The 11,727-nt window shown below is 61.9% G+C and carries 9 protein-coding genes; 6 read left to right on the top strand and 3 right to left on the bottom strand.

What is annotated here, in order from left to right:
- Positions 1-93 precede the first annotated feature (93 nt).
- The 4 genes from podJ to DA915_RS02040 all read left to right on the top strand — a co-directional run bounded on the left by podJ (position 94) and on the right by DA915_RS02040 (position 6,456).
- The gene (gene podJ / locus DA915_RS02055) at positions 94-3,843 is read left to right on the top strand and encodes a cell division protein PodJ (RefSeq protein WP_107674996.1); all 3,750 of its coding nucleotides are present in this window, start codon (positions 94-96) and stop codon (positions 3,841-3,843) included.
- Positions 3,844-4,108: 265 nt separating this feature from the next.
- The gene (locus tag DA915_RS02050) at positions 4,109-5,035 is read left to right on the top strand and encodes a sulfite exporter TauE/SafE family protein (RefSeq protein WP_107675141.1); all 927 of its coding nucleotides are present in this window, start codon (positions 4,109-4,111) and stop codon (positions 5,033-5,035) included.
- Positions 5,032-5,859, top strand: a complete 828-nt coding sequence (locus DA915_RS02045) for a TIGR02186 family protein (RefSeq protein ID WP_060727028.1) — start codon at positions 5,032-5,034, stop codon at positions 5,857-5,859. The genes DA915_RS02050 and DA915_RS02045 overlap by 4 nt, the downstream gene beginning before the upstream one ends.
- Positions 5,860-6,018: 159 nt before the next feature.
- The gene (locus DA915_RS02040; RefSeq protein ID WP_003503507.1) at positions 6,019-6,456 is read left to right on the top strand and encodes a universal stress protein; all 438 of its coding nucleotides are present in this window, start codon (positions 6,019-6,021) and stop codon (positions 6,454-6,456) included.
- 78 nt (positions 6,457-6,534) lie between these two features.
- Here DA915_RS02040 and pdeM read toward each other — a convergent pair whose 3' ends face one another.
- Together pdeM and DA915_RS02030 are read right to left on the bottom strand one after the other, a co-directional pair.
- Positions 6,535-7,263: a ligase-associated DNA damage response endonuclease PdeM gene (gene pdeM, locus DA915_RS02035; protein ID WP_003503509.1), complete on the bottom strand. Its 729-nt coding sequence runs from the start codon at positions 7,261-7,263 to the stop codon at positions 6,535-6,537.
- A 28-nt stretch (positions 7,264-7,291) separates the two neighbouring features.
- Positions 7,292-9,877, bottom strand: a complete 2,586-nt coding sequence (locus DA915_RS02030) for a ligase-associated DNA damage response DEXH box helicase (RefSeq protein ID WP_244600685.1) — start codon at positions 9,875-9,877, stop codon at positions 7,292-7,294.
- A 56-nt stretch (positions 9,878-9,933) separates the two neighbouring features.
- Between DA915_RS02030 and DA915_RS02025 the strand changes: the two genes are divergently transcribed.
- Both DA915_RS02025 and DA915_RS02020 read left to right on the top strand, forming a co-directional pair.
- Entirely contained in the window at positions 9,934-10,437 is a 504-nt protein-coding gene (locus DA915_RS02025) for an Rrf2 family transcriptional regulator (protein ID WP_107674995.1), read from the top strand.
- Positions 10,438-10,536: 99 nt separating this feature from the next.
- Positions 10,537-10,998 carry a carboxymuconolactone decarboxylase family protein gene (locus DA915_RS02020; RefSeq protein WP_003503512.1) on the top strand — a complete coding sequence of 154 codons (462 nt, stop codon included), beginning with the start codon at positions 10,537-10,539 and terminating at the stop codon, positions 10,996-10,998.
- 26 nt (positions 10,999-11,024) lie between these two features.
- Here the strand turns inward: DA915_RS02020 and DA915_RS02015 are convergent, their stop codons facing one another.
- Positions 11,025-11,666: a YitT family protein gene (locus DA915_RS02015; RefSeq protein WP_020010974.1), complete on the bottom strand. Its 642-nt coding sequence runs from the start codon at positions 11,664-11,666 to the stop codon at positions 11,025-11,027.
- Positions 11,667-11,727 lie beyond the last annotated feature (61 nt).

Raw genomic sequence — 11,727 nt, 5'->3', positions numbered from 1 at the left:
GAATTGCTGCATGTTGCGGCGACGGCGTGTTCAGGCAGGCAACGTCGCGACAGATAACCGGGCACGGCGGGCGGAAGCGAAGCGAGCGAAAAGATGAACGGATTGCGATCGAAAAACCAACAGCCAAGCGACAGATCGTCTCTTGATGCTCTCAATCGCACCATTGAAGGCCTTGAAGCCCGTATCGAAGGGTTGATGAGCCAGAAGTTCCCGCGCGACCCTCGGGGTGCGAGCGCTCAGGTCGAGCCCAAAACCGAAGCTTATGCCGCGCCCCGCGAGCCACGCGCCAGCGTTACCCCGCCGCAGCTCGACCCCGTCAACGAAATCCGCCAGCGCCAGCGCCTCCTCGAAGCAAGCTTCCAGCGCCCGCAGGAACCCACCGCCCGCCCGGAACGGACGATTACCAGACCGCTCGCGCCGGAATACCGTCCGAGGGACGCGCAGCAGACCGCCGCCGCTCCCGCCCCGCGTGCGCGTTCCATCCCGTCCTATCAGGAACCGCAGCGCAACGACGCGGCACTGCAGGAGATTGCGCAGGCGCTCGTCAATCTGCGGCATGAGCTGAAGCACGATATTGCCGAGGGCGTTGCGCGCGAAGCGCAGGGCCTGCGCGCCGAAATCCGCAATATTCGCGCAGTAGCGGAAGACCAGCAGTTCATTGGCGACCTGCGCGAAGACATCGCACGGCTGGCCGGCAGCATCGACCAGCTCGGCAATCTGGCATCGCCTGACGCCTATGGGCTGCGCGATGAGTTCGAGGACCTGCGCCTGACGATCGACCAGCTTGCACGCGAAGATAGCGTGCACCGGATCGAAAGCCGCTGGAACAATGTGGAAGACACGCTGCGTGGTTTCGACGCCGGCGCGCTACAGGATGAGATCGTTTCGCTCGCCTATCGTCTTGATGACATCAAGACGCAGCTTGGCGGCATGAGCAACAATCCGGCCGTGCGCGTGCTCGAAGACAAGCTGATCGCGATTGCCAGCGCCGTGGAGCAGCTCGGCAAACATATGAAGCCGAACGAGGCCGCCTTTACCGAGCAATTTTCCGGCCTCGACCAGCGGCTGGACGAAATCAGCCGCGCCATAGCCGCCACCGGCGCGCGCGCCAATGCGCAGGCAACGGACAATGCGCTGGCGCAGCGGCTGGAAAACCGGCTGAATGGCCTTTCCGAACAGCTCGGCGACATCAACCGCCTTGCCGCCGCCAAGCCGGAACCGACACTCGATCTCACCGCGCGTCTTGAAGCGCTGGCCGGCAAGATCGATGAGCTCAGCACCGCCCGCGACGCCGCCCAGCTGCACGAGCGGCTGGACCAGCTCTCCCTGCTTCTGGAGCGTTCGCAGCGCCCCTCGCAACAGGCGGAACTGACATCTTTCCTGAGCGACATTTCCCGCAAGATCGATGCGCTGGATCACGGCGTCGTCAATGACGGTCTGGCCGAACGGCTCGATACGCTCTCTCGCCGGATCGAGGACCTCGATTATCGTTACAGCCAGCCGCAGGCCGCATCCGGGCTCAGCGAAAGCGCCTTTTCGCGTCTGGAAGAGCGGCTCGGCAATATTGCCGCCCGCCTGGACGAGACCGCCCACGCCGCGCCCGCCGACAGCCATGCGCTGGCCAGCCTCGAAAACCAGATCGCCCATCTCTCCACGCTGATCAGCCAGCCGGTGCAGATGCAGGCGACAGGCATGTCGCCGGAACTCGACGCCCGTATGGCGGCGATCGAAGACTACATGGCGTCGAACGATGAATATATCATCGAAGCGGCGCGGCAGGCTGCCGAAGCCGTTCTGGATGCCTATACCCGCAACAATCTCTCGGCCGGCACAAACATCGTCGACATGACGATGCTGAGCGATCTTGCGACCGACCTGCGCAACCTCGAAGCGCTGAGCCGCAATACCGAAGAGCGCACGCACCGTACCTTCGAAGCGCTGCACGAAACGCTGGTGCAGATTGCCGGCCGACTCGACAGCCTCGACAACGCCCCCGCTTATCGTAACGAAGCTCCCCGCAACGTCGCGCAGCAGATGGTCGCCCCCGCCCGCGAAGAAGCGCCCATGCCGGCCGCCATCTTCCCGGAGGAAGGCTATATTGCCGAAGAACAGGCCATTCTCGACGATAGCAGCGAAAACGACGCGGCAACGATCGTACCACCTGCTGCCGCAAAGCCCGCAAAAGCGGAAAAGAAAAGCCTGCTTGCAGGCCTGACGAAGCGTTTCAAGACTGGCACGGCGAAGACCGCCAAAACAGCTGAAGAGCCCATATCCGCCTCCTCCACCCGCACCCAGGTCGAGCCCGCTCCCTCGCTCGATCCGATCGATGTGCTGTCCGCAGGTCAGGAGAACGAACTTCTGGAGCCGGGTTCGGGTGCGCCCGATATCAAGAAAATCCTGGAACGCGTGCGCGCTAGCCAGGTGGCCGCCAGCGGCAAGGCTGCGGATGCGGAAGGACGGACGGATTTCATCGCCGCCGCCCGCCGCGCAGCGCAGGCCGCCGCCATGGAAACATCGCCGGAAAAGCTTGAAACCGGCAAGAAGAGCCGCAAGGCCGACACCTCGGCACTTTCCCGCTATCGCCGCCCGCTGCTGCTTGGCATCGGCGCCATTCTTCTTGCCATGATGGCCATGCCGCTCGTCAAGACGCTGATCGGCGGCGCGGAAGCCCCCGCACCGGTCATCGAGCAGAAGATGGACAATGGCCCGCTTTCAGCACTTCCCGACACCGGCGAAAAGGCCGTAACCATTCCGTCCGGTCTCGCCATCGATCCGGAACAGTCGGCATCGGCCGACAGCATCGAAAATACCGCACCGGCGCAAAATACCATTGATAACCGCACCATAGGCGGTGCGCCGCTGCCGGACGAGCCGCCGGTTGCCGATGTTCCCGCTGTGGATCCCGCAAATTCCGGCGCCGTCGCGCAGAACGAAGCTCCGAAACCGGCCGAAACCGCTGCCCCGGTTGCTCCTGCCCAGGACGCCATCGCGGTTCCCGCTGGCATCGAGCCCGCATCGCTTGCCGAAGCCGCCGCCAAGGGCGATACGCAGGCGCTGTTCGAGATCGCAGCGCGCTACACCGACGGCCGCGGCGTTGCCGCCGACCGTGTGGAAGCGGCAAAGTGGTACAAGCTGGCTGCTGATCGTGGTCTTGCGCCCGCGCAATATCGTCTTGCCAATCTTTACGAGAAGGCGAACGGCGTCGAACGTAACCTTGCCGAAGCCAAGCGCTATTACACGCTGGCAGCCGAACAGGGCAATGCCGGCGCGATGCACAATCTCGCGGTCCTGCAGGCCTCCGACGCGGCCGGTCAGCCGGATTTCGCCGCCGCCGCACAATGGTTCATCAAGGCCTCCGACCTCGGTGTGCGCGACAGCCAGTTCAACCTCGCCATTCTCTACGCCCGCGGCAGCGGCGTGAAGCAGGATATCGAAGAATCCTACAAGTGGTTCGCGATCGCCGCCAGAGACGGTGACGCGGACGCCGCCCAGAAGCGCGACGAAGTGGCAGGGGCCCTGAACCCGCAGCAGCTTCAGAGTGCGAAGGCCAAGGTGGACGCCTGGAAGGTCAAGCCGCTTTCGGAAGACGCCAACAGCGTCAACCCGCCCGAGGAATGGGCCGGCAAGGAGGGTGTGAAGACCGCCTCCGTGGACATGGAAAAGGCGATCCGCAACATTCAGGCGATCCTGAACAAGAACGGTTTCGACGCCGGCCAGCCCGACGGCAAGCTTGGCAAGAACACCGTAACCGCCATCAGGGACTTCCAGAAGTCCGTGGGTCAGACACCCGACGGGCGCATCACCAACGAACTGGTGACCGCGCTTCTCGCCCGCAACAAGTAAGCGTTCTGGAACTGGCGAAGCGGCCCCCCTTGGTCGCTTCCGGGCAACCCGGCGCAGGAATGTGGCGGCCTGCCCACGCACGACCGCTATCTTTCCAAATTATCAACGTATTTACCGTTGAATGTTGACAGGTCAGGCCCTCGCGGGCATGACGGATGAAGGTCGGGCATGCCCGGTCTTTTCAGACAGAAAGTGTAAATCGCGGCGCGGCCCCCTCACCCGGACAAGCCCTGCCGCCCGGAACCATTTGCCCGAGGTCCGAGCCGTGACTGTCTATCTGCCGATCGCAGAACTGTCGGTGAATATTTTCATCATTCTCGGCATGGGCGCGGCCGTCGGTTTTCTTTCCGGCATGTTCGGCGTGGGCGGCGGCTTTCTGATCACGCCGCTGTTGATTTTCTACAATATTCCCCCCGTGGTGGCTGTGGCGACCGGCGCAAACCAGGTGGTCGCTTCCTCCGTGTCAGGCTCGATCACGCATTTCCGGCGCGGAACGCTGGACGTGAAGCTCGGCGGCGTGCTGCTTGTGGGCGGTCTCGTGGGTGCGACGGTCGGCGTGTGGATATTCTCCTTCCTGCGCAGTATCGGCCAGCTCGATCTCATCGTTTCGCTGCTCTACGTCATCCTGCTCGGCACCGTTGGCGTGCTGATGCTGAAGGAAAGCATTTCGGCGCTTCGCCGCGCCGCCCGCAATGAAGCCGTGACGCTGCGCCGGCCGGGCCACCACAACTGGGTGCATCGCCTGCCGCTGAAAATGCGGTTCAAGAAATCGAAGATCTATCTCAGCATCATTCCCGTCGTCACACTGGGTTTCGGCATCGGCATCCTCACCTCGATCATGGGTGTCGGCGGCGGTTTCATCATGGTGCCGGCGATGATCTATCTGCTGCGCATCCCCACCAGCGTGGTTGTCGGCACCTCGCTGTTCCAGATCATTTTCGTGACCGCCTATACGACCGTCGTTCAGGCCGCGACCAACTATTCCGTCGACGTGGTGCTGGCCTTCATCCTGATGGTGGCAGGCGTCATCGGCGCGCAATATGGCGTGCGCGTCGGGCAGAAACTGCGTGGCGAACAGTTGCGCGCGCTTCTGGCGCTGCTGGTGCTTGCGGTCGCCCTTCGCCTTGCCGTAGCGCTGGTGGTGCGGCCGGAAGACCTGTTTTCGGTGGCCGTCGGGGGGTTAGGTTATTGACCCGCCATTTGCTGCTTGCCGCCCTTGCCCTGCTCTCATGTCTTGCCCTCGGGCAAACTGCTTCGGCGCAGACGCCGCCACTTGCACTGCCGCCCGGTCCGCAGCAGCGGTCCCTGCTGGAAAATATCGAAATCGGCGCATCGACGACGGAAATTCCCATTGCATCGGATTTTCGCGGGGCGGATTTCACGCTTTTCGGCGCGCTCAACAATACCGACCAGCTGCTGCTCGCCATCGGGCAATATGATATCGTCGTGACGCTGGAAGGGCCGAGCGACTATATGACCGTGCGCAAGAAGGAGCGCGTGGCGGGCATCTGGATCAATACCAGCGCCATCACCTTCACGCCGCTGCCGGAATCCTACTCCATGGCCAGCACGCGCAATATCAGCGACATCGCTTCGCCCGGCACGCTAAGGGCCATGGGGCTCGGTGTCGACCATCTGTCGCTGAAAAGCGCGGTGTTTTCCGGCGTGCCCGACAATGTCTTCGATTTTCAGGAGGCCTACCGTCGGCTCAAGCTTTCAAGCGGCATCTATCGCAATGACACGACCGGTGTGAGGCTGGAACGCACCGGCCTGTTCTGGGCGACACTTCGCCTGCCCGCCAACGTGCCGAACGGCGTGCACACCGCCCGCGCCTATCTCTTCAAGAGCGGCAAATTCATCGCCCAGCGAGAATTGAAACTGCGCGTCGTCAAGACCGGCATGGAGCAGGCGATCACCGATGCGGCGCATCAGACGCCGCTTGCCTATGGCGCGCTCTGCGTTCTGCTCGCCGTCGTGACCGGCTGGGGCGCCAGCATCATCTTCCGCAAGGACTGACCCGCTCTTCCTCCTGCAAATCGGGCGCAGGCGACCCTCTGCGTCAAAGATAGCATTCGCTTCCGTCATCGGTTTGCGGTAAAATTCAAGGCGTTACAACCACGCACACAGCTCTTGGCGGCCAGTGTGGCTGTGACCGGGATGAAAAGGAGAAATGTCATGTTCAAGCACATTCTCATTCCCACCGATGGCTCGCCGCTGGCGCAGATCGCAATCGACCAAGGGTTCGCTCTCGCCAAGGAGGCAGGCGCAAAGGTGACCGTGGTGACGGTATCGGAACCCTTTCATGTGATTGCCAGCGATGTCGAGGACATTGCCGCCATTGCCGAAGAGGAATTTCACCGTTGTGAGGAGGCGGAGCATCTGCTGCGCGATACGCAGGCACAGGCCACGTCCATGGGATTGGATTGTGAAGCGCTGCTGGCGCGGGCGGGAAGGCCCGACGAGGCGATCATCGAAGCCGCCAACAGGAGCGGCTGCGATCTCATCGCCATGGCCTCGCACCGGCGCAGGAGCTTCTTGGAAATGCTGCTCGGCAGCGTCACGGCCAAGGTGCTGAAGAATTCGAAGATACCGGTGCTGGTCTACCGGCAATAGAGCATTTCCAGTAAAAGTGCGTAGCGGTTTTACGTCCGGACAATGCGTAAAAACAAAGAGATAACGGCGACGATGCGCTCAGCCGATGAGATTTGAAAATCGCACCGAATAGATGCGATCCCTCCCCATCAGATGCGCGACAAGAGCGGCATGATCGAACAGGCCGCGCATCGCCTTGTGCCGCAAATCCAGCCCGCCGCTCATCACCCCGAATGCCGGCATCAAAAGCCGTGAACCATCGGTGGCGAAACAGGGGCGTCGCACCGTTTTCTCGCGACGGCGCACGGTTGCAGAAGGATGCAGGTGCCCCGCAATTTCGCCGGCGGCATCTCCCAGCTTCGGCTCGTGGCGGAAGACGAGATTGCCATAAAACATCTCGTCCACCGAAGAGCCCGGCAGATCGACCGTACCGTCGGGGTCGTGGTTGCCGTTGATCCATATCCACTCGCGGCCACGGGCCATCTCGCGGATGAGTTCGCGCAGCGGCAGCGGCAGATGCTCGGAACCGACGCGATCGTGGAAATTATCGCCGAGACTGACGACGATCTTCGGATCATAGCGGCTGACGAGGGAGGACAGGATTTTAAGCGTGGCGATGGTGTCATAGGGTGGCAGCATGCGGCCACGCCGGGCGAAGGCCGCGCCCTTTTCCAGATGCAGATCAGAGACGACGAGCAATGACAGGTCCGGCAGGTAGAGCCCGCCCAACGGGTCGCACCAGGCGGCGACGCCGTTGATGGCGGTTTCGCTGCCAAGGCATTCGAAGCCATTGGAAAACCTGTCGCTCAATGTCAGCCGGCTCAGCACTTTTATCGTTGTTCCTTCATTGCGTATGTCAGGACATGGCCTCGGCGATAAGCTCGTCGGCGGCCTCGGCCAGCACATCGTCCATCGCCTCGCCCGCCACCGTCTCACGGCCGATTTCCAACATGACCGGAACGGCGAGCGGCGAGACATGTTCCAGCGCGCGGTGGGTGGTGTGACCCTTGATTCGCTTCAGCATATCGCCAAGACGGCCAATGTCCAAAAGTCCAGCCGCGGCATCGCGCCGCGTCGCTTCCAGCAGGATATGATCCGGCTCATGGCTGCGAAGAACGTCATAAATAAGATCGGCAGACACCGTGACCTGACGGCCGGTCTTTTCCTTGCCGGGATGACGGCGTTCGATCAGCCCGGAAATGACGGCGCAGTTGCGGAAGGTGCGCTTCAGCATGAAGGATTCGTCCAGCCATGCTTCCAGATCGTCGCCGAGCATGTCCTCGTCCAGCAGGTCGGCCAGTGACAGGCGGCGGGATTTCAGCCGCATGCCGATATCCTCCATCGCCCAGATGGCCAGCGAATAATCGGTGGCGACGAAGCCCATGGGTTTTGCGCCCGCACGCTCCAGCCGGCGCGTCAGAAGCATGCCGAGCGTCTGGTGCGCCAAGCGTCCCTCGAAGGGATACATGACCATGAAGAAGCGCTTTCGGAAGGGGAAGGTTTCCACCAGCAGCTCGTCGCGCCTGGGAATGATCGACTTCTCCTTCTGGATCGCTAGCCAGTCGCGCACCTGATCCGGCAGCGTCTGCCAGCGGGCGGGATCGGAGAGCATGGAGCGCACCTGATCCGCGAGGTAGGTGGAAAGCGGGAACTTGCCGCCGGCATAGGAGGGTATCTTCGGGTCCATAGAAAAGGCCTGCGAGACCAGACATTCATTCTCGCGGATACCTTCGAAACGCAGCACCTTGCCGGCAAAAAGGAACGTATCGCCCTGCACCAGCTGCTCGAGAAAATATTCCTCGACCTTGCCGAGCGACATGCCGCCGCGCCCGACCGTGCCCTTGGCATTGCGCTTGACCATGCGGACATTGAGTTCCGCCGCCTCGACGATAGTGCCGAGGTTCAGCCGATATTGCTGTGCGACGGCGGGGTTGGAGACACGCCAGCGGCCGTCCTTCATCTGGCGGATGCGGGCGTAACGCTCATAGGTGCGCAGCGCGTAGCCGCCGGTGGCGGTGAAATCCACCACCCGGTCGAAGGTGGCGCGCGGCAGATCGGCATAGGGCGAGGCGCTGGTGACTTCGCGATAAAGTTCATCCGCATCGAAGGGTTCGGCGCAGGCCATGCCGAGCACATGCTGGGCGAGAACATCGAGCGCGCCTTCGGCAATCGGCGGCGTATCCTGCGCGCCGATGTAATTGGCATCCAGTGCTGCCCGGCACTCCATCACCTCGAAACGGTTGGCGGGAACGAGGATCGCCTTTGACGGCTCGTCCATGCGGTGATTGGCGCGGCCGATGCGCTGGGCCAGGCGGCTTGCGCCCTTCGGCGCACCGACATGCACAACGAGATCGACATCGCCCCAGTCTATGCCGAGATCGAGCGTCGAGGTGGCGACGACGGCGCGCAGCCGGTTTTCGGCCATGGCGGCCTCCACCCTGCGACGCTGAGCAGCATCCAGCGAACCGTGATGCAGGGCAATCGGCAGATTGTCGTCATTGATGGTCCAGAGTTCCTGGAAGATCAGCTCCGCCTGCGAGCGGGTATTGACGAAGATCAGCGTCGTCTGGTGGTCCTTCAGCACAGAGTACAAATCCTTCATGGCGTAACGCGCCGAATGGCCGGACCATGGGATGCGCTCTTCCGTGTTCAGGATGGAAATATCCGGTTTTGCGCCGCCCTCGACGGTGATGAGGCCAGCGGGTGGCTCGCCCTGCCCCTGCGGTGCAAGATAACCACGCAAATCCATCGGCTCCGCCACCGTGGCGGAAAGGCCGATAAAGCGCACATCGGGTGCGTGCCGGCGCACACGGGCAAGCGCCAGCGACAGCAGGTGGCCACGTTTGGAGGTGACGAGTGAATGTAACTCGTCGAGCACCACATATTTCAGGTCACGGAAAAAGCGCTCGGCCTCCTTGTTGGCGAGCAGCAGCGAGACCTGTTCCGGTGTCGTCAGCAGAATATCCGGCGGTTTGACCTTCTGGCGCTGGCGTTTGCCCTGCGGCGTATCGCCTGTACGAGTTTCGATGGAAATCGGCAGGCCCATTTCGGAAACGGGCCTGGTGAGGTTGCGCTCGATATCGACCGCAAGCGCCTTGAGCGGCGAGATATAGAGCGTGTGCACGCCGACAAAGCCCGAGCCCGGCGGCACCTTGCCGCGTTCCGCGAGATCGGTGAGCGAGGCCATGAAGCCGCCCAGCGTCTTGCCGGCGCCCGTGGGCGCAATCAGCAACATGTTCTCGCCGCCCAGCGCCCGCGCCATCAGCTCCAATTGATGGGCGCGCGGAGACCACCCCTTTTGCGCAAACCATTTCTGGAATGGAAGGGGCAAGGAACCGACATGCGTGCCGGAGATGGGAGACTCAGCGTGTTTCACGCTTTCAAGGTAGTGAGAAACCTTGAAAAAAGAAGAGCGGAACAGGACCGCTTGACAGGAATGCATAATCGTGGATAAATTATATCCACGATACTTAAGCGAACCACAAAAGAGCAAAACGGATGAAACTCGGCGACGGCGTTGAACAGGCCATTCACAGCGTAGGCATGCTGGCGGGACTTTCCGAAGGCGGCGTGCTTTCAGCGGCGGCGCTTGCGGAATTTCACGGCGTTTCCACGAGCTATCTCTTGAAACACCTGCAATCGCTGTCGAGCGCCGGAATAGTCGCCACCGTGCCGGGGCCGAAGGGCGGCTATCGTCTTGCCCGGACGACCGACAGGATTACGCTGCTCGATATCGTTCTTGCGGTGGAGGGGCCGCAGCCTGCCTTTCGCTGTGCGGAAATTCGCCAGCGGGGCCCCAACCTCTTGCCGGGACGTTATTTCACCAAGCCCTGCGGCATCAATGCCGCGATGCTGAAAGCGGAGAAGGCCTATCGGGCGGAACTCGCCAAAACCAGCATGGCCGATATTCTGGGCGACCTTGCCGCCAATGACGACGGTGGCATTGCCGCACGCGGCTGTGCCTTTCTGGCGCTGAACGAGCGCAAGACGGCGGCGCGCTAAGACCCAAAAGAACCAATCACCCGAAATACCGGAAGCGTCACCGCTTTCCGGAACGATGACGCATACCCTTAAACAGACCCAACCAATGGAGAGAGACCCATGAAAACCCGTTTGAACTATGCCAAAGCATCCCCCGAAGCCTTCAAGGCCGTTATGGCTCTGGAAAATTACGTTCAGAGCAGCGGGCTTGAGCGCCGCTTCGTTCACCTCATCAAGCTGCGTGCCTCGATCATCAACGGCTGCGCTTTCTGTGTGGACATGCATGTGAAGGAAAGCCGTCATGACGGCCTTTCCGAACAATGGATCAACCTGATGAGCGTATGGCGGGAATCCCCCGTCTATACCGAACAGGAACGGGCGTTGCTCGGCTGGGTGGACGCGGTGACGAAGATTGCTGAAACCGGCGCTCCGGATGACGCCTTCGAGACGCTGAAGGCGCATTTCTCCGATGAGGACATCGTGAAGATCACCGTCGCCATCGGCGCGATCAACACCTGGAACCGCATCGCCGTCGGTTTCCGCTCGCAGCATCCGGTGGATGCGGCTGCGAAGGCGGCCTGACCTCTTAACCCCAGAACGGGCGGCCGCTACATGGCGATGTAGCGGTCGTTCCTGTGATTGATGGCAAGCGTGAGGTTCATGACCAACGCGCCAAGGATGGAGCAGAGGATGACGAAAGGTGTGGCCACGAAGAACGAGCAGGCCAGCACCATGCCGTCAAAGGCGAGCTGCACGAGGCCCGCGCGCCAGCCGAAACGATCCTGCAGATAAAGCGCCAAGATGCCGAAACCGCCGAGGCTGGTGCGATGGCGAAACAGCGCCAGCATGCCGGCCGCAACCGTCAGCCCGCCAAAAAGCGCTGCGGCAACCGGATTGATACTCTGAAAGGCGAAAAAGCCGGGCATATATTCGGAAAGCAGCGCCGTCATCGCGATAGCGCAGAAGGTCTTGACCGTGAAGGCGAGGCCGAGGCGGCGGAAGGCGAGATAATAGAACGGCAGATTGGCAAGGAAAAACACCACGCCGAAGCTGAAGCCGGTGGAATAATGCGCCAGGAAGGCAAGCCCCACCACGCCGCCCGTCAAAAGGCCCGCGGACGAAAACAGCGTGACGCCCAGCGAAACCAGCATGCTGCCCGCCAGAACGCCCTGCGCGTCTTCCAGCAGCGAATGACGATCCGGCGCGGAGGCCCAAAGGTTCAGGCGCCTGCGCGCAGTCGTATCGTCCATGCCTTTTCCCCTGATTTTCAGGCCTTGCCGAGCTATTGCACTCAAGCAGGACGGATTTCAA

The sequence above is a fragment of the Agrobacterium sp. LAD9 genome (genome assembly GCF_003031125.1).
Classification (GTDB): Bacteria; Pseudomonadota; Alphaproteobacteria; order Rhizobiales; family Rhizobiaceae; genus Agrobacterium; species Agrobacterium radiobacter.
This window is presented reverse-complemented; position numbering and strand designations above follow the sequence as displayed.

Bases quoted from the DNA above. Each gene is read 5' to 3' on its own strand.
- DA915_RS02025 (WP_107674995.1), top strand. From the start codon at position 9,934: ATGAAACTCGGCGACGGCGTTGAACAGGCCATTCACAGCGTAGGCATG.
- DA915_RS02015 (WP_020010974.1), bottom strand. From the start codon at position 11,666: ATGGACGATACGACTGCGCGCAGGCGCCTGAACCTTTGGGCCTCCGCG.
- DA915_RS02040 (WP_003503507.1), top strand. From the start codon at position 6,019: ATGTTCAAGCACATTCTCATTCCCACCGATGGCTCGCCGCTGGCGCAG.
- DA915_RS02030 (WP_244600685.1), bottom strand. From the start codon at position 9,877: ATGCATTCCTGTCAAGCGGTCCTGTTCCGCTCTTCTTTTTTCAAGGTT.
- podJ (WP_107674996.1), top strand. From the start codon at position 94: ATGAACGGATTGCGATCGAAAAACCAACAGCCAAGCGACAGATCGTCT.
- DA915_RS02020 (WP_003503512.1), top strand. From the start codon at position 10,537: ATGAAAACCCGTTTGAACTATGCCAAAGCATCCCCCGAAGCCTTCAAG.